This window comes from Actinokineospora sp. UV203 (assembly GCF_056323665.1).
On record NZ_CM150484.1, the window covers coordinates 3,389,908 to 3,407,941 of the forward strand.

Here is an 18,034-nt window from a genome sequence, read left to right on the forward strand (position 1 = left end):
GATGTCCGCGACCACCCCGGTCCGAGCGCGTCTCGGTCAGGTCAGCACAGTGATCCTGGCCGCGGGCGAAGGAACCCGGATGCGCTCGGCGACACCGAAGGTGCTGCACCGGATCGCGGGCCGCCCGCTGGTCGAGCACGCCGTGCGGGCCGCCGCGGGCCTCAAGCCCGAGCACCTGGTCGTGGTCCTCGGCCACGGCCGCGACGCGGTCGGCGCGCACCTGGAGTCGGTCGGCAAAGATCTCGGCCGCGATGTCACCGTCGCCGTCCAGGAGACCCAGGACGGCACGGGTCACGCCGTCTCCTGCGGCCTTGCGCCGCTGCCCGCGAAGCTGACCGGCACGGTCCTGGTCACCTACGGCGACGTGCCGCTGCTCGACACCGCCACCCTCGCCGCCCTGCTCGACGAGCACGCCGGGCGCGGCAACGCGGTCACCGTCCTCACCGCGAACATCCCGGACCCGACCGGCTACGGCCGGATCGTGCGCGCAAGCGACGAGTCGGTGAGCGGGATCGTCGAGCACAAGGACGCGAGCGCCGAGCAGCTCAAGATCACCGAGGTCAACTCCGGCGTCTACGCCTTCGACGCCGAGGTCTTGGTCGACGGCCTGTCCCGGCTCTCCACCGACAACGCCCAGGGCGAGCTCTACCTGACCGACGTGCTGGGCATCGCCCGCGGCGACGGCCGCCGCGTCGGCGCGCTGGTGTGCGACGACCCGTGGCTCGTCGAGGGTGTCAACGACCGGGTCCAGCTCGCCCGCCTCGGCGCCGAGCTGAACCGCCGCGTCGTCGAGGGCTGGATGCGCGCGGGCGTGACGGTCACCGACCCGGCCACCACCTGGATCGAGGCAGGCGTCGAACTGGCCCGTGACGCCCTGATCGAGCCGAACACGCAGCTCAAGGGCCACACGACGGTCGGCGAGGGCGCCACCGTCGGGCCGGACACCACCCTCACCGATGTCGCCATCGGCGCGGGCGCGACCGTCGTGCGCACGCACGGCAGCAGCTCCGAGATCGGGGACGGCGCGAGCGTCGGGCCGTTCGCCTACCTGCGGCCGGGAACCAAGCTCGGCGCCAAGGGCAAGATCGGCACCTTCGTCGAGGTCAAGAACTCCGAGATCGGCCAGGGGTCCAAGGTCCCGCATCTGTCCTATGTGGGCGATGCCACGATCGGCGAGCACAGCAACATCGGCGCCGCCAGCGTGTTCGTCAACTACGACGGCGTGGCCAAGCACCGCTCCGTCGTCGGGTCCCACGTGCGCACGGGGTCGGACAACATGTTCGTCGCCCCGGTGACCGTGGGCGACGGCGCCTACACCGGCGCGGGCACCGTGATCCGGCGCGACGTGCCGCCGGGCGCGCTGGCCGTCTCCGGCGGCCCGCAGCGCAACTTCGACGACTGGGTGGTCAATCGCCGCCCGGGTACCGCGGCCGCTGAGGCCGCGGAACGGGCCAAGGCCCGCACGCAAGACGAGCAGAACAGCGAGGGTCGTTCATGAGCATCAAATCCGGGGTCCCGAAAAAGAACCTCATGCTGTTCTCCGGGCGGGCCCACCCGGAGCTCGCCGAAGAAGTGGCAAAGCACCTCAACGTGAGCATCACCCCTCAGTCGGCGTACGACTTCGCCAACGGCGAGATCTTCGTCCGGTTCGAGGAGTCGGTGCGCGGTTGCGACGCCTTCGTGATGCAGAGCGCCTGTGCGCCGATCAACCAGTGGGTCATGGAACAGCTGATCATGGTTGACGCCCTCAAGCGGGCGAGCGCCAAGCGGATCACCGTGATCATGCCGTTCTACCCGTACGCCCGGCAGGACAAGAAGCACAAGGGCCGCGAGCCGATCTCCGCGCGCCTGATCGCCGACCTGTTCAAGACCGCGGGCGCCGACCGGATCATGACGGTCGACCTGCACACCGCGCAGATCCAGGGCTTCTTCGACGGCCCGGTCGACCACCTCTTCGGGCAGACGCTCCTTTCGCGCTACATCAAGGAGAACTACCCGGCGTCGAACATCACCGTGGTCTCGCCGGACGCCGGCCGCACCAAGCTGGCCGAGAAGTGGGCCGACGACCTGGGCGGCACGCCGATCGCGTTCATCCACAAGACCCGCGACCCGCTGCGACCCAACGAGGTCGTGGCGAACCGCGTGGTCGGTGAGGTCGAGGGCAGGCTGTGCGTGGTGATCGACGACATGGTCGACACCGGTGGCACGATCGCCAAGGCGGTCAGCCAGCTCCTCGACGAGGGCGCCGCCGACGTCGTCATCGCCGCCACCCACGGTGTGCTGTCGGGCCCGGCCCGCGAGCGGCTGTCGGAGTGCGGGGCGAAGGAGATCATCTTCACCAACACGCTGCCGATCCCGGACGAGAAGCGCTACCCGCAGATGACGGTGCTGTCCATCGCGCCGCTGCTCGCCCGGGCCATCCAGCAGGTCTTCGAGGACGGCTCGGTCACGTCCCTTTTCGACGGCGACGCCTGACCCGCGTGCGGGCGGGCTCCCCCCGCCCGCACGACAGGCGGTTTCGACATCCGACGAATAGGTTACGCCGGGTGACCGATCCTCAGCTCTCCGCGATCCTCGCCTTCCTCGGCGGCACGGTCCTGGCGTCGGCAGCGGTATCCGGGCAACCCTGCACAACCCGGCCGTGCAGCAGTTCGTCTTCAACGTCACCCTGTTCATCCCGCTGGGCATGTTCGGCAGGCAGCTGTTCCGCCGCGGCCCGGTCACCGTGGTCGGCAGCGCCGCCGTGGTGTCGCTGTTCATCGAGTTCACCCAGCTGACCGGCGTCTGGGGCCTGTTCGGGTGCCCGTACCGGCTCTTCGACATCGACGATCTCCTCGCCAACACCGCCGGCGGCACCATCGGCTACCTGCTCGCCCCCGTGCTGCGGGCCGTGCCCCGCAGGCGGGTCAGGCAGGCGCCGGACGTGCCGCGTCCGGTCACCACCCGCCGCAGGCTCTTCGGGATGCTGCTCGACCTGATGGCGGTCGTCATCCTCGGAGGGCTGCTGCAGGTGCTAGCCACCCTGGTGTCGCAGGAGCTGCTCGACCGGCAAGCGCCGCCCACCTGGGTGCTCGCCGGCGCGGTGCCCGTCGCCGTCGTCCTGCTGCTGGTCCCGCTGCTCGGCAACGGCGCCACCCTGGGGCAGCGGTCGGTGCTGCTGCGGCCGCTCGGACCGGACGGAGCGAAGCCATCCGTGGGCCGCATGCTGGTCCGATTCCTCGTCGGCTCGGGCGGGTACTTCATCCTCTCCGCGACGGCCTGGAGCAGGCTGGGCACGCTTCTGCTGCCGTCAGCGGGGTCATGGCGTGGCGACCGCGAGACCACCGCGGGCTCTCCGGTGTGATCGCCGGCCTACGGGTCGCCGACACCCGCTCGGGCGTCGACACCGGCCATGAAGTGGACCATCGGGACGCCGCCGTGGAGAGCGGCCGATAGGCGGTTGTGGCCCCCGGTTCGCCGGGTGTCCACGTCGTGCGTAAACTATCCGGGTTGCCTCGGCGAGGCGGGCTTTCGCGCCTGGCGTGATCGACGTGGCGGTTTCCAACCGTACGTGTATTCACGCTCTCCGCACCCGCTGCCGCAGGCTGCCGCCCCGACTGAGAAGTCGCGCCCCCGCCGCATGATCAGCAAGGAGAGCACCACCGTGTCCGAGGTACGTCTGGCTGCCGAGCAGCGCACGGAATTCGGCAAAGGCGCAGCGCGCCGCACCCGCCGCGCCGGCAAGATCCCCGCCGTGCTCTATGGACACGGTTCCGACCCCAAGCACCTGGCGCTGCCCGCGCTGGAGTTCGCCCGCGTCGTGCGTGAGCACGGAAGCAACGCGGTGCTGACCCTCAACATCGGCAACGGCATCGAGCTGGCGCTGACCAAGACGGTCACCACGCACCCGCTCAAGAACTACATCGAGCACGTCGACCTGCTGCTGGTCAAGAAGGGCGAGAAGGTCACCGTCGACGTCCCGCTGACGCTGACCGGCGACGCCGAGATCGGCTCGCTGCTGACCCACGACCTGTCGAGCCTGCAGATCGAGGTCGAGGCGCTGCACATTCCCGACGGCATCGAGTTCTCGATCGCGGGCGCGAAGATCGGCACCCAGATCCAGGCCGGTCAGATCCCCCTGCCCGCGGGCGCGACCCTGGTCACCGACCCGGAGGCGCTCGTCGTCGCGGTGAACGCCGCTCCGACCGCCGAGCAGATGGACTCCGAGGGTGGCGAGGCCCCGGCGGCCGAGCCCACCGAGGTCGAGAACGGCTCCGAGGGCTGAGTCCCCGCACCATCTTCCGATGCCCCGGCCCAGTCGTTCGCTGGTCCGGGGCATCGGTGATTTACAGGAGCTGAGATGAGCGACGCACCGATGATCGTCGTGGGGCTGGGCAACCCCGGCCCGCAGTACGCGGGCAATCGGCACAACATCGGATTTCTTGTCGCCGACGAACTGGCGGCGCGGGTGGGCGGCAAGTTCAAGGCACACAAGTCCGGCGCCGACGTGCTGGAGGGGCGGCTCGCGGGCACCCGGGTGGTGCTCGCCAAGCCACGCTCGTACATGAACCTCTCCGGGGGCGCGGTCGTCGGCACGGCGAAGTTCTACAAGGCGCCGCAGGAGAACCTCATCGTCATCCACGACGAGCTAGACCTGCCGTTCGGCACGGTCCGACTCAAGCTCGGCGGTGGCGAGAACGGCCACAACGGACTCCGGTCGATCACCAAGTCCTTGGGCAGCAAGGAATACCACCGGGTGCGGTTCGGCATCGGCAGGCCACCCGGTCGGATGGACCCCGCGGACTACGTCCTGCGCGACTTCGCCGCGGCGGAGCGCAAAGAGCTGGCGTTCGAGATCGACCGCTGCGCCGACGCGGTGGAGGCCCTGGTCGCCCAGGGTCTCGAAGCCGCGCAGAACGCCTTTCACGCATCCTGACTGGAGCTGAAGATGTCGCTGACCCCTGAGGCCGTGCGGGCCGTCACCTTCGACAAGGCCCCCTTCGGCAAGCGCGGCTACCACGAAGACCAGGTCGACGACTTCCTCGACCTCGTCGAAGCCGCGCTGGCGGGCAAGGGAACGCTGAGCTCAGCCGAAGTCCGCCGCGTGGTGTTCGACGCCGCTCCCCTGGTGAAGCGCGGGTACAACGAAGACCAGGTCGACGCGTTCCTGGACATGGTCGCCACCGAGATGGACGACCGCGAAGACCCGGAGCCCCACAACACGGAGGAAATCCACCCGGTCGCCGCCCGACCCGCCCAGGCCACTCCGGCCGCCCGCCCGGCGGCTCCTGGTCAGAGTTCGGCGCCCATGCGGCCCATGCCCGCCGTGCGGCACGCGCCGGGACAGGTCTCGGCGCCCGCCAGGTCGCAGACCCCCGCTCCTCCGCCCGCACCGCACGAGCCGGTGGACGAGCGCGTGACGGATGGGCAGACCATCTTCCTGCCGCTGCCGCCCGCGCCGCCCGGTATCCGCGGCTACCGGCCTGGCGAGGTCGAGCGGCTGGCCCGGGCACTCGCCCACGCCGCCACGAAATACGATGGCAGGCCCACCTCGGCGGAGATCGCGAACACCCGGCTGAACCTGACGTTCTTCGCCGGCCACGGCTACGACCCCGCCGCCGTCGACGCCCTCATCGCCGCCTGGACCAAAGAACTCCGCCACCGCGAATCCTGACCCCGCGAGTCGCCCCTCCACGCAAGTGAGTCGCCCCTTCCCGCAAGTGAGTCGCCCCTTCCCGCAAGTGAGTCGCCCCTTCCCGCAAGTGAGTCGCCCCTTCCCGCAAGTGAGTTCGACATTCGCGACTCGCGAGTGTCGAACTCACTTGCCTGGAGGGGCGACTCACTTGCGGGAAGGGGCGACTCGCGGTTAGGGGTGGAGGGTGGCGGTTAGTTGTTCGCCAGCGGCGGCTCGGCGGAGTTTGCCTGAGGGGGTTTTGGGCAGGGTGCCGGGCGGGAGGACGGCGACGGCCACCGGGCGGGCGTTGATCGATTCGAAGACCCGTGCGCCGACTTCCTTGCGCAGCCGCTTCTCCTGCTCCGCGTCCCCCGCGAGCTTGGACTCCACGACCACCGCGAACCGTTCGCGCCTGCTGCCCGCGTCGATGCGGACCGCCACCGCGTTGCCGGCGCGGACGCCCTCAACCGAGGCCGCGGCGCGTTCGATGTCTGTCGGGTAGATGTTGCGGCCCGCCAGGATGATGACGTCCTTGCGCCTGCCGCAGATCACGATCTGTCCGTCCACTATGTACCCGAGGTCGCCGGTGTCGAGCCAGCCGTCGGCGTCCTGGGTCGCGAGTGGGCCGTCGACCGTGAGGTATCCCGGGGTGACGGCCTCGCCGCGCAGGCGGATCTCGCCGACCTCGCGCTCGCCGAGGACCTTGCCGTCGTCGTCGACGATTGAGGCTTCGATGCCGCGCAGGGGCTTGCCGAGGATGGCGAACGAGCGGGCGTCGGGGCTCGGTTCCACTGGCACCGCACGGTTTTCCGCTTCCAGCTGCTCCGCGTCGATGTAGTCCAAGGTCAGACCGCCGAGCAGCGAAGCGAACGAGACCGCGAGGGTCGCCTCCGCCATGCCGTACGCCGGGAACACACACTCGGGACGCAGACCGAACCGGGCGCCTGCGTCGGTGAACGCCAGCACCGCCTTCTCGTCGATCGGCTCGGCTCCGTTGAGCGCCAAGCGAAGCGACGACAAGTCGTACTTGCCTTCTTCGTCCACACCGGACAGTCGGCGACCGAGCAGGGCGTAGGCGAAGTTGGGGGCGGCGGTGATGGTGCCGCGGTGGCGCGAGATCAGGTCGGCCCACAGCAGCGGGCCGGTCAGGAAGTCGACCGGGGTGACCTTCACCAGTTCCAGCCCGACCGTCATCGGCACGGTCAGGAAGCCGACCATCCCCATGTCGTGGAACAGCGGCAGCCACGACACCATGATGTCGCTGTCGACGTCGAGCGCCGACGCCTCGGCCATCGAGGTCAGGTTCGCGAACAGGTTGCCGTGGGTGATGCGCACGGCCTTCGGCTCGGCGGTCGAGCCGCTGGTGAGCTGCAGCAGCGCGGGCGCGTCCTCGTCGACCTCGACGACGTCGGACAGCGGTTCGCCTTCGAGTTCCTCCAGCCGCAGGTACCCGATGCCGTGCTGGTCGAGCACCGGTGCGACCGCGTCGAACGCCGAGCCGAGCAGGACCAGTTTGGAGCCGATCATCGCCAGTACGCGCACGGTGTCCTCGGCCCACTCGGCGAGGTCGGTGCGCGGGGTGGGCTGGTGCAGCATGGTCACGCTGCCGCCCGCCAGCCACACGGCCTGCACGGCGGGCGCGATGGTCACCGGCTCGGCGGCGAGGACCGCGACGGCGCCGTGTTTGGCCAGGCCCGACGCGACGAGCCCGCCCGCCATCCGCCGCGCCCGCTCGTGCACCTCACCCCACGTGTGCCGGACGGGCGCCTTGGGCTCCCCGGTGGTGATTCCCCGTGCCGATCCGCGGGTCGTCGCGGTGGCCACAAGCATGTCAACGAACCGACTCATGACCTGAACATTAGTTGCCTACTCGGTGAGTTCAGCGACTTCCATCCACCGGAGTTCGACCTCATCTTTGTCCGCGACGACCTTGCGCAGCTCAGCGTCGAGTTCCAGCAGCTTGGCGGGCTCGGTGGCGGCCTCGGCCAGCGCCGCGTGCAGCTTCTTCTCCTTGGTGGTCAGCGTCTGCATCTGGCGTTCGAGCTTCGCCAGCTCCTTCTGGGCCGTCCGCCGCTCGGTCGCGCTCGACTTCGTCGCGGTGCCGCCACCGGACTTGACGGGCACCGCGGCGGCGATGGCGGCCGTGCGGATCTTCAGGTACTCCTCGATGCCGCCGATCAGCGGGGTGATCTTGCCGTCGCCGAACAGGGCGACGACCGAGTCGCAGACGCGTTCGACCAGGTACCGGTCGTGGGAGACGACCACCATGGTGCCCGGCCACGAGTCGAGCAGGTCTTCGAGTTGCTGCAGGGTGTCGATGTCCAGGTCGTTCGTCGGCTCGTCGAGGAGCAGCACGTTCGGCTCGGCCATCAGCAGCCGGGCGAGCTGGAGCCTGCGCCGCTCGCCGCCGGACAGGTCGCCGACCGGGGTCCACTGCTTGTTCGCCGGGAAGCCGAAGCGCTCCGCGAGCTGCGAGGCCGACAGGTCCTGCTTGCCGAGGGTCACCCGGCGGGCGATCTCCTCGATCGCCTCCAGGACCCGCTGCTCAGGCGGCAGCTCACGCAGTTCCTGGGTGAGGTGCGCGAGCCGCACCGTCTGCCCCTGGACGCGCTTGCCGGTCGACGGCTCGGAATCGCCCGCGAGCAGCCGCAACAGCGTCGTCTTGCCGGAGCCGTTGACGCCGACCAAACCGACCCGGTCGCCCGGGCCGATGCGGTAGGTCTCGTGGTCGAGGATCGGCTTGTCCCCCGCCGCGATGGACACGTCCTCCAGCTCCAGCACCGTGCGGCCGAGCCTGCGCTTGGCGAAGGCCAGGAGCTCGACGCTGTCGCGCGGCGGCGGGACGTCGGAGATCAGCGCCTCGGCGGCCTCGATCCGGTAGCGCGGCTTCGACGTGCGCGCGGGGGCGCCGCGGCGCAACCAGGCCAGCTCCTTGCGGGCGAGGTTGCGGCGCTTCTCCTCGATTGTGTCGGCGAGCCTGCCGCGCTCGGCGCGGGCGTAGATCCAGTCCGCGTAGCCGCCCTCGTACTGCTCGACCTTGCCGTTGACGACTTCCCACGTTCGCGTGCAGACCGTGTCGAGGAACCACCGGTCGTGGGTGACGACCACCAGCGCGGTGCCCCGGCTGATCAGGTGGTCGGCGAGCCAGCGCACACCCTCGACGTCGAGGTGGTTGGTCGGCTCGTCGAGGATGACCAAGTCCAGCTCCTGCACCAGGGTCGCGGCCAGCGCGACCCGGCGGCGCTCGCCACCGGACATGGTGTCGACCGGGCTGTCGAAGCCCAGCGTGGTGATCTCCAGGCCTTCGAGGATCGAGCGGGCGCGCGGGTCGGCCGCCCACTGGTGTTCCTCGGTGATGCCCAGGGGTTCGAGGACCGCGTGCCGCACGGTCGAGTCCTTCGGCAGCTCGGTGCGCTGGGTGACCACGGCCATCCGCAGGTCACGGACCCGGCTGACCCGGCCGGAGTCGGCGGGTTCGATCCCGGCCAGCACCTCGAGCAGCGTGGTCTTGCCGCCGCCGTTGAGCCCGACGACGCCGATCCGGTCACCTTGGCCGACGCCCAGGGACACCTCGTCGAGCAGGGGTCGGACGCCGAAGCTCTTGCTGACGTTCTCCAGGTTGACCAGGTTGGCCATCTACCTGCACTTTCGCCGGGTTTGGATGAAGCTCGCGATAGGCAAAGCTACCAACCGGCCAGGTGCGGCCACCGGTCCGCCCAGCCGCTCCGACATTCGCGCAACGGTCTGAGCACTCTCTGTGCAATTGGTTTGAAAAGCCCCCTATGCCCCTATATTGACGTGCAGTCCGACCGACTGGGAGGTGAAATGTCCGTAGCTCGCCGCGCCATCCGGATCACCGCCGCCATCGCGGTAATGATCTTGACCGTTACCGGGTGTTCCAAAGAACGCCCGAGTGACGACGCCACGCAAGCCGCCGACCTCGGCAGGCAGATCGTCATTCGCTCCAACGGCAGCCCGACGCTGGCGACCCTCTGGCTCGACAGCGTCAAGCCCGTCAAGTGCACGGAACCGGGGAGCCTGGAGCCGAACAACGGCCACTACCTCGCCGCGACGATCGTGTTGCAGACGACGCAGGAGTACCAGCCCGACTGGGGCTGGTGGATGAGCGCGACGGATTTCGCCACCGAGGACAATGAAGGCAAGGTCACGGGCCGGGGGATCTTCACTTCTTGTCTGCCGCAGCACCGGTATCTGCCGGACGATTTCTACCTGGCCGATTCGGGCTACTACGGAGTCGTATTGATCGACTCCAGCAGTGAGCACGGCGTGCTCATCTACAAGCCGCACAACATGCCCGACGACGTCAAGGGCTGGCGCTGGAACTATTAAGCGTGGACCTGGGGTGGGATCGGGCGGGGGGTCTCGTCCCCGCCGATCACCCGGGCGCCCGGGACTGGGCCGTGCGCGACCCGGACAGTCCGGCACACGCCCGCGCCTGCCAGCTCGGCCGCCACGCGCAGTGCCGACTCGCCGTCTGAGCAGAGGAACGCGCAGGTCGGGCCCGATCCGGACACCGTGCCCGCCAGGGCTCCGGCGCTGACCCCGGCCCGCAGCGTGCGGCGCAATCCGGGACGCAGCGACACCGCGGCGGCCTGCATGTCGTTGCCGAGCAGCAGCGCCAGCTGACGCGGGTCGCCGGTGGCCAGCGCCTCCAGGACGGGCTCGACCGCGCCGATGCGCGGCGGGTCGCCCTCGTCGCGCAGGCGGTCGAGTTCGGTGAACACCTTCGGTGTGGACAGGCCGCGCCGATCGAAGGCCAGCACCCAGTGGTAGGTGTGCCGAGACAACACCGGGACCAGCTTCTCGCCGCGGCCGGTGCCCAGCGCGGTGCCGCCGTAGAGCGTGAACGGCACGTCGCTGCCCAGCTTGGCGCAGATGCCCGCCAGCTCGTCGCGGGTGATGTCGAGCCGCCACAGCGACGCCAGGCCGACCAGGGTCGCCGCGGCGTCCGCACTCCCGCCCGCCATGCCGCCGGACACCGGTATGCCCTTGTTGATGACTACCCGGATCTTGGGCTCGTCCGGATCGCGGCCGACGTGCCTGGCCAGTTCCTGCACCGCGCGCCACGCGAGGTTGCTCGCACCCGTGGGGACCGCGTCGGCGCCTTCGCCGTGCACCTCGACCCCGGGCTCGTCGGCGATCGCGACCGTGACCTCGTCGGTCAGCGACAGCGCCTGGAAGATCGTGGTCAGGTCGTGATAGCCGTCCGGGCGGAGGTCACCGACGGCAAGGTGGAGGTTCACCTTGGACGGCACACGGACGGTCACCGGTGGCGGAACGACAGCGAGCACCCGGCAAGCCTACGGCCACGCTCGCGCGTCCCCTGTCCCGGACAGCGCCCGGGAAGACGGGTTCCGGCGCGGCACGGTCATGGTCAGGCGGCGTGCAGGTGCGGGACGGCCGTCGGCTGGTGCACGAGGGCGCCGCGCTCAGCGATCCAGGCCAGGGCCGCGTCGGCCCGGGCGCCGTTGACGCCGATGAGGAAGCGGGCGACCGGGGTCTCGCCGACCCGGGTCAGTCCGCCGCCGACGACGGAGATCGCCGAGTCGAACCGGGCGCCCGCCTCGGGCAGCAGCGCGCCGACCGCGGCGAAGCCGACCAGAATGACTTCCGCGACCCGGTCGTGCCTGCCCGCGGCGGGCACGGTGTCGATCTCGGGCAGCAGGGTCCGCGCGACCTGGCTGTTCGGGTCCTGGATCAGCGAGAGCAGCTGCCCGCTCTCCTGGATCCGGCCCGCCGAGAGCAGCGCGACATCGTCGGCGATGCGGCGGACGACACCGGCGTCGCTGGTGGCGATGAGGACCGTGGAGCCCAGCTCGGCGCGGGCCCGGTCGAGGACGGCGAGGACACCGGCGGTCCCGTCGGCGTCGAGCCCCTTGGTGGGGTCGTCGGCGAGCAGCAGACCGGGGTCGCCGACCAGGGCGCGGGCGACGGACACCCGGGCGCGCTGGCCGGGGGTGAGGGCGTCGGGGTAGGTGGCGGCCTTGTCGGTCAGGCCGATCAGGTCGAGCAGCTTGCCGACCCGGTCACGGCGCTGCGGGCCATCGATCCCGGCCTGCTCCAGAGGGATGGCGATGTTGCCCGCGGCGGTGCGCTGCGGCAGCAGGTCGCCGTGCTGGATGACGCCGATGCGCCTGCGTGCGGCCCGGAGTCTGCGCGGGTCGAGGGCGGCGGTGTTGTAGCCCTCGACGCGGATGACGCCGCTGTCCGGGCGTTCCTGCAGCGAGACCAGGCGGGCGAGGGTGGACTTGCCGGAACCCCGCGGGCCGACCACGCCGGTGATCGTCCCGGCGGGGACCTCAAGGGTGACGTTCTCGAGGGCGAGCACCGGGCCGGTGTCGCCGTGGAAGGACTTGGTGAGATTTTCAACGGTGATCATGGGTCTTCTCCAACGCGGCGTGACCCACCGTGCCGGAACGTCCATAAGGGACAATTCGGACAGGTGAAGTCGAGGGTGACTGGCGAAAGTACGAGCTGGGGTGAGCTGTTTAGCTAGCTACGTACATTCGTCGACATGCGGTCACGGTCCGCCGGCATTGGTCGATGACTCGCCTGCTGGTCAGGATTCCCATCTTGCCTAGTTCCTCCATCGCTCCTGGCGGTAGCACCTGCCCAACGATGGGTGGTTGCTGCGGCGTCGCAGAGCCAGATCTCTCAGCCGCTCGGGATGGAATGCAACACGAGTACACCCGATCACAGGTCCGCTGGTCAAGCCGCCAATAGCAGTAGAGGGGCAACGTCACATTCTGGAGGTAGTACAGCCGTCAGCGCTGGGCAGCGATCCGGACGAAGTCGTCCACGGTGAGCTGCTCGCCGCGCAAGCCGGGGTCGACTCCGGCGGCCACGAGGATCTCTTCGGCCCGGGCCGCCGACCCTGCCCACCCGGCCAGCGCCGCCCGCAGCGTCTTCCGCCGCTGCGCGAAGGCCGCGTCGACGACGGCGAAGACCGTCTTGCGGTCGGCCTCGGGGGTCTCGCGGCGGGTCATCAGGACCAGCGCGGAGTCCACGTTGGGCACGGGCCAGAACACCGAGCGCGGCACGGTGGCGACCCTTCGCGCCGCGGAGTACCAGGCGACCTTGACACTCGGGACGCCGTAGACCTTGCTGCCGGGCCCGGCAGCCATCCGGTCGGCCACCTCGGCCTGGACCATGACCAACACCGTGCGCAGCGACGGCAGCTCGGCGAGGAGGTGCAGGACCACGGGGACGGCGACGTTGTAGGGCAGGTTCGCGACAAGGGCGGTGGGCGCGACGGGGAGCTGCTCGGCCCGGACCCGCATGGCGTCGGCTTCGAGGACGTGCAGCCGGTCTTTGAGGTCCGGGGCACGGTCGGCGACGGTCGTGGGGAGCTGCTTGGCGAGCACCGGGTCGATCTCGACGGCGAGGAGGGCCTTGCAGGCGGGGAGGAGGGCGAGGGTCAGGGAGCCGAGGCCGGGACCGACTTCGAGGACCACGTCGTCGTCGGTGAGCTTGGCGACGGTCACGATGCGGCGGACGGTGTTGGGGTCGTGGACGAAGTTCTGGCCGAGCTTCTTGGTCGGGCGGACGTCGAGCTGTTCGGCGAGCTTTCGCACGTCCGCGGGGCCAAGGAGAGTCACCCGTTGAGCCTACGCAATGCCGTGGATTGGGTTATCCACAGGCATGATCCACATCGACCCGAATGTCGCCCCTCGCCGATAGACTGGCCAAGGGCAGCCCCCCAGGGCGGGTGGGGGTTGCGCTGGTGGGGGTTGCGCTGATGGGGCGGCGTGTTTCGCGCTTTGCGCGGGCGGGGTTCGCGCCGGATCAATCGTGGCACGTGGGTGCACCTTCGGGCGGTTGAACGCGCCCTGGGCTCACCTTCCGGCGGGGCTCCCGAGCTTAGGCGGTGGGCGCACCTTCGGGTGGTTGGGGACCTCGTGTCGACCGAGGGTGGGTCCGTTCGCAATGTCCGCGGGTGGGCATCGTTCGGGAGCAGGGCATCGTTCCGCGTGCGACGGTCCGTCTCAGCCGAAGTGTGATCCCAGCCACAAACCGAGAGCGGCCACCCGGTTTGGGTGGCCGCTCTCGGTGGTACGTGACTAGCGGGGCAGTCCGAGCTTGCTGGCGCAGTGCGGCCATGCGCTGTAGCCGCCGCGGGCGTCGCGGAGCTTGGTGGCGATGGCGATCTGCTGCTCGCGGGTGGCCTGGTGGGGGTACGCGGCGTACTGGCTGCCGCCGTAGGCGTCCCAGGTGCTCTTGTTGAACTGCAGGCCACCGTAGTAGCCGTTGCCGGTGTTGATCGCCCAGTTGCCGGTGGCCTCACAGTGCGCGAGCCGGTCCCAGACCTGGCCGTCGGGGATGACGGGCACGGGGGGCTTCTTGGTGCCGACCTTCACGATCTTCGGCTTCGGCGCGATGGTTTCCTTCGCGCCGATTTCCTCGCGCTTGACCTCTTTGCCGTTTTTCTGGGTGATGCGGTAGGTCGCGATGCGCTCGCCGGGGGCGCCCGGCTCGACGACCGTTTCCTTGCCCTTGTCCATCTCCGGGTCGTCGATCTTCTGCACCGGGGCCGCGACGGGCTCGGTCAGGTTGACCACAGTCACGCCGGTGCGGCTGATCCGGACCTCAGCACCGGAGGTGATCTTGAGGTCGCCACCGGGGGTGATCGCGTCCTCGGGTCCGAGCGTCAGCTTCAGCTCGCCGAGGAGTTCCTGCACGGTGACGGCGTTCGTGGTGAGCGGCGTGGGCGCGTTGCCACCGTCGAAGAGGGTGACCGCCTTGGCGGTCTTGATCTCGACCGACATGCCTTCGAGCGGCACCTGCGAGTCGTTGCCCGCGGAGATCCAGGCGCCCGCGACGGGGGCGTTGGCCTGCTTGAGGGCCTCACCGAGTGTGGTGGCGCGGACCCAGGCGTCGCGCTTCTCACCGTCGACGGTGAGGTGCAGCTGACGGCCGCGCTGGAGGACGATCTTGCCGTCGTCGCCGATCTCGGCGGTCGGGGACGGGCTCAGCGAGTCGTGCTCGCCGATGTTGATGCCTTCCTCTTCCAGCACTTCACCGACGGTGTCGGCGTAAGTGTTGATCTGGCGGGCCTGGCCGTCGACATCGACGGTGACGGAGTTGTTCATCGCGATGGCCGCGGCGCCGCCGCCGACCAAGCTCACGAGTACCGCGGCGATGGTGGCCTTGAGGAACGAGGCCTTCCACCGTCTGACCGCCGTGATGAGACCGGGAGCGGGCTCGTCCTCGACGGTGAGCGGACGCGGGCCGGAGGCCACCTCGTCGGGAATGACCGGCAGGACCGTGGTTTCGGCGTTGACGAGCCTGATCAGCTCTTCGACGTCGACACCGGCGTGCGCCATGATCTCGTCGGCCTGCGGGCCGAGCGCGTAGCGGACATCGTGGTCGGTGATGTTCAGAGACGGCGAGTAGCCCGTGTCGTAATCCTCGGACGGGAACTCCGAACGCCACGCCGTGAAGTCCTCGTCGTGGCCGTCCGTGCCGACGGTGACCGGCGTGAACCAGTCGGTGTCGGCGAAGCCGTCGGTCTGTTTACCGCTCACAGATCCATTCCTCCAGGAGGCGGGAGCCGCGTTCCCACATTGCAAAGCTCCGGATTGATCTGGGACAGGGATGCCCCAAGTCGTTCGGTCACGGGACAGTAACGAGCGCCGGTGGGTTGCGCAAACACATCCAGCAATGTCGTGAGTCCCGTCACATCACAGTCGGCGCAATCGTTCCCCCATTCAGCGCAATTGCTCACCGCCCGGAAGGTCCGATGTCACATCGAGCAACCGAAACACGCGATTTGCGGTTGTGGACACAGAATTTGCGAGATCGGCCACATCCATGCCGCGCAGCTCGGCAAGGTCGCGCACGGTGTACGCGACGCAGTACGGCTCGTTCGGGCGACCCCGAAACGGGTGAGGCGTGAGGAATGGCGCGTCCGTCTCCACCAGAAGTTGTTCCAGCGGCACGAAAGCGGCCGCCTCGCGCAGCGCCTTCGCGTTGCGGAACGTGACCGGTCCCGCGAAGGACAATACGAAACCTTGATCGACGCAGCGGCGCGCGAAGCCGAGATCACCCGAAAAACAGTGGAAAACCACCGTTTCGGGTGGACCTTCTTCAGTCAGCACCCGGAGGATGTCCTCGTGCGCGTCGCGGTCGTGGATCATCAGCGGCTTGCCGACCCGTTTGGCCAGGTCGATGTGCCAGCGGAACGCCTCTTCCTGCGCGTCCCGGGGCGAGTAGTCCCAGTAGTAGTCGAGGCCGGTCTCACCGACCGCGACAACCCTGGGCCGCCGCGCCAGATCCTCGATGACCGCTTTGTCCGAATCGGCGAAGGTCGCGGTCCGCGTCGGGTGCACCGCTACGGCGGCGAAAACCCGCGAGTCCCAAGTGGACGCCTCGGCCGCCCAGATCGCGGAGTCCAGATCGTCCGCGACGGTGATCACCCGGTCGACGCCGACCGAGGAAGCGCGGTCGAGCACCTCGGTGACCGACGCCAAGTCCTTGGCGCCACAGGCATCGAGGTGCGTGTGGGCGTCCACCACCGGTCCCGGAAGGGGCTCCGGAACCGGCGGTAGATCACCCTTGCGTGACGTCACTTGGCGATCGGAGCCCAGTCTGGGCCGGTCTCGCCGAGTTCGGCGTCGAGCTTGGCGAACAGCGGCGACGGCTTGTCCAGCGGACGGCCGACCTCGATGTCCACCGATTCCCATTTGGCCTGGTCATTGGCGTAGTCACCGGTCAGAACCGGGTACTGCAGGCTCGGGTCGTCGAGGTCGGCGACCTCGCGGATCTCCGGCTGCGAGGACCACACACCCTTGCCGCCCAACGCCTCGTGGATCCGCTGTGCGGAGTGCGGCAGGAACGGCGTGAGCAGCGTGTTCGCGTCGGAGACGACCTGCAGCGCGGTGTGCAGGATCGTGTCCCGGCGCTCCGGGTCGTCCTTGCGCTTCCAGGGCTCCTCATCGGACAGATACTTGTTCGCCGCGCCGACCACGCGCATCGCCTCGTTGGCCGCGGCCTTGAAGCGCGAGCGCCGCAGGTTCTCGCCGACGGTGTCGAACGCGTTGCGCGCCAACGCCTTCAGCTCCGCGTCGGCGGCCGTGGGCGCGGTCGGGGTCGGGATGGCGCCGACGTTCTTGTGCGCCATCGAGATCGACCGGTTGACCAGGTTTCCCCACTCGTTGGCCAGCTCGAAGTTGGTCCGGCGGATGAATTCGTCCCAGGTGAAGTCGGTGTCCTGGTTCTCCGGGCCCGCGACCGAGATGAAGTACCGCAGCGTGTCGGGACCGAACTGCTTGAGGAAGTCCCGGACATAGATCACGGTGCCGCGCGAGGTGGAGAACTTCGAGCCGCTCATGGTGAGGAACTCGCTGGAGACAACCTCGGTCGGCAGGTTCAGCTTGCCGAAGGAGCCCGGCTGTCCGCCCTTGTCGCCCTCGCCGTTCTGCCCGAGCAGCAGCGACGGCCAGATGAGCGAGTGGAAGACGATGTTGTCCTTGCCCATGAAGTAGTAGGCCTGGGCCGGGTCGGTCCAGAACTCCTTCCAGGCGTCGGCGTCGCCGCTGCGGCGGGCCCATTCGACGCTGGCCGACAGGTAGCCGATCACCGCGTCGAACCACACGTAGAACTTCTTCATCGGCTGGTCGCGCCACCCGTCGAGCGGGACCGGGACACCCCAGTCGATGTCGCGGGTGATCGCGCGGGGGCGCATGTCGCCGAGCAGGTTCTCGCTGAACTTGAGCACGTTCGGCCGCCACCCGGTGCGGGTGGACAGCCACGACCCCAGCGCGCCCGCGAAGGACGGCAGGTCGAGGAACAGGTGCTCGGTCTCGACGAACTTCGGCACCTCGCCGTTGATCTTCGAGCGGGGGTTCTTCAGGTCGATCGGGTCGAGCTGGTTGCCGCAGTTGTCGCACTGGTCGCCGCGCGCGCCGTCGTAGCCGCAGATCGGGCAGGTGCCCTCGATGTAGCGGTCGGGCAGGGTGCGGCCGGTGGACGGGCTGATCGCGCCCATCTGGGTCTTGGCCTGCACGTATCCGTTGCGGTGCAGCGCCAGGAACAGCTCCTGGACCACCTTGTAGTGGTTGCCGGTGGTCGTGCGGGTGAACAGGTCATAGGACAGCCCGAGACCCTGGAGGTCCTCGGCGATCACACGGTTGTACTTGTCGGCGAGCTGGCGGGTGGTCAGGCCTTCTTTGTCGGCCTGCACCGAGATCGGAGTCCCGTGTTCGTCCGTTCCGCTGACCATGAGCACCCGGTGACCGGACATTCGCATGTAGCGGGAGAAGACGTCCGAAGGGACACCGAATCCGGAGACGTGACCGATATGGCGGGGGCCGTTGGCGTAGGGCCAGGCCACCGCGGTCAACACGGGGGCGCTCATGACCG

At 69.2% G+C, this 18,034-nt stretch carries 15 protein-coding genes and 1 riboswitch; of the genes, 7 read left to right on the forward strand and 8 right to left on the reverse strand.

The genetic code is table 11. The features are described from left to right. Position 1 precedes the first annotated feature (1 nt). The 6 genes from glmU (at position 2) to ACUZ2Y_RS15885 (ending at position 5,653) form a co-directional block, all read left to right on the forward strand. Positions 2 to 1,498 carry a bifunctional UDP-N-acetylglucosamine diphosphorylase/glucosamine-1-phosphate N-acetyltransferase GlmU gene (glmU, locus tag ACUZ2Y_RS15860; RefSeq protein ID WP_476319485.1) on the forward strand — a complete coding sequence of 499 codons (1,497 nt, stop codon included), beginning with the start codon at positions 2 to 4 and terminating at the stop codon, positions 1,496 to 1,498. Beyond that, positions 1,495 to 2,475, forward strand: coding sequence for a ribose-phosphate diphosphokinase (locus ACUZ2Y_RS15865; RefSeq protein WP_476319487.1), 981 nt, complete (start codon positions 1,495 to 1,497; stop codon positions 2,473 to 2,475). The genes glmU and ACUZ2Y_RS15865 overlap by 4 nt, the downstream gene beginning before the upstream one ends. Positions 2,476 to 2,641: 166 nt before the next feature. Beyond that, complete coding sequence (locus ACUZ2Y_RS15870; protein WP_476319490.1) at positions 2,642 to 3,343, forward strand: VanZ family protein; 702 nt, start codon at positions 2,642 to 2,644, stop codon at positions 3,341 to 3,343. Between the two features lie 300 nt (positions 3,344 to 3,643). After that, positions 3,644 to 4,264 (forward strand): 50S ribosomal protein L25/general stress protein Ctc, encoded by a 621-nt coding sequence (locus tag ACUZ2Y_RS15875; protein ID WP_476319492.1) that lies wholly within the window; start codon positions 3,644 to 3,646, stop codon positions 4,262 to 4,264. 75 nt (positions 4,265 to 4,339) lie between these two features. Beyond that, positions 4,340 to 4,915, forward strand: a complete 576-nt coding sequence (pth, locus tag ACUZ2Y_RS15880; RefSeq protein WP_476319494.1) for an aminoacyl-tRNA hydrolase — start codon at positions 4,340 to 4,342, stop codon at positions 4,913 to 4,915. 12 nt (positions 4,916 to 4,927) lie between these two features. Next, positions 4,928 to 5,653 (forward strand): DivIVA domain-containing protein, encoded by a 726-nt coding sequence (locus ACUZ2Y_RS15885; protein ID WP_476319496.1) that lies wholly within the window; start codon positions 4,928 to 4,930, stop codon positions 5,651 to 5,653. A gap of 192 nt (positions 5,654 to 5,845) precedes the next feature. Here the strand turns inward: ACUZ2Y_RS15885 and ACUZ2Y_RS15890 are convergent, their stop codons facing one another. Together ACUZ2Y_RS15890 and ACUZ2Y_RS15895 are read right to left on the reverse strand one after the other, a co-directional pair. Next, positions 5,846 to 7,501, reverse strand: coding sequence for a fatty acyl-AMP ligase (locus tag ACUZ2Y_RS15890; protein ID WP_476319498.1), 1,656 nt, complete (start codon positions 7,499 to 7,501; stop codon positions 5,846 to 5,848). Positions 7,502 to 7,519: 18 nt separating this feature from the next. Beyond that, positions 7,520 to 9,289, reverse strand: a complete 1,770-nt coding sequence (locus ACUZ2Y_RS15895; protein WP_476319500.1) for an ABC-F family ATP-binding cassette domain-containing protein — start codon at positions 9,287 to 9,289, stop codon at positions 7,520 to 7,522. A gap of 189 nt (positions 9,290 to 9,478) precedes the next feature. Here ACUZ2Y_RS15895 and ACUZ2Y_RS15900 point away from each other — a divergent pair, with 189 nt between their 5' ends. Next, positions 9,479 to 10,003 carry a hypothetical protein gene (locus ACUZ2Y_RS15900; protein WP_476319502.1) on the forward strand — a complete coding sequence of 175 codons (525 nt, stop codon included), beginning with the start codon at positions 9,479 to 9,481 and terminating at the stop codon, positions 10,001 to 10,003. On the opposite strand, the gene ACUZ2Y_RS15905 is transcribed toward ACUZ2Y_RS15900, so the two are convergent. The 6 genes from ACUZ2Y_RS15905 to metG form a co-directional block, all read right to left on the reverse strand. Beyond that, positions 10,000 to 10,965 carry a 4-(cytidine 5'-diphospho)-2-C-methyl-D-erythritol kinase gene (locus ACUZ2Y_RS15905; protein ID WP_091378797.1) on the reverse strand — a complete coding sequence of 322 codons (966 nt, stop codon included), beginning with the start codon at positions 10,963 to 10,965 and terminating at the stop codon, positions 10,000 to 10,002. The genes ACUZ2Y_RS15900 and ACUZ2Y_RS15905 overlap by 4 nt on opposite strands. Positions 10,966 to 11,048: 83 nt before the next feature. After that, entirely contained in the window at positions 11,049 to 12,053 is a 1,005-nt protein-coding gene (locus ACUZ2Y_RS15910; RefSeq protein ID WP_476319505.1) for a methionine ABC transporter ATP-binding protein, read from the reverse strand. Positions 12,054 to 12,257: 204 nt separating this feature from the next. Further along, positions 12,258 to 12,348, reverse strand: a riboswitch (SAM riboswitch). A gap of 90 nt (positions 12,349 to 12,438) precedes the next feature. Further along, positions 12,439 to 13,272, reverse strand: a complete 834-nt coding sequence (rsmA, locus tag ACUZ2Y_RS15915) for a 16S rRNA (adenine(1518)-N(6)/adenine(1519)-N(6))-dimethyltransferase RsmA (RefSeq protein WP_476319508.1) — start codon at positions 13,270 to 13,272, stop codon at positions 12,439 to 12,441. 462 nt (positions 13,273 to 13,734) lie between these two features. Then, positions 13,735 to 15,198: a transglycosylase family protein gene (locus ACUZ2Y_RS15920; protein WP_476319510.1), complete on the reverse strand. Its 1,464-nt coding sequence runs from the start codon at positions 15,196 to 15,198 to the stop codon at positions 13,735 to 13,737. Positions 15,199 to 15,381: 183 nt separating this feature from the next. Further along, a complete protein-coding gene (locus tag ACUZ2Y_RS15925; RefSeq protein ID WP_476319512.1) occupies positions 15,382 to 16,242 on the reverse strand; it encodes a TatD family hydrolase in 861 nt (286 codons plus the stop codon). After that, entirely contained in the window at positions 16,239 to 18,029 is a 1,791-nt protein-coding gene (gene metG / locus ACUZ2Y_RS15930) for a methionine--tRNA ligase (protein WP_476319514.1), read from the reverse strand. Before metG ends, ACUZ2Y_RS15925 begins: the two co-directional genes overlap by 4 nt. Positions 18,030 to 18,034: the final 5 nt, after the last annotated feature.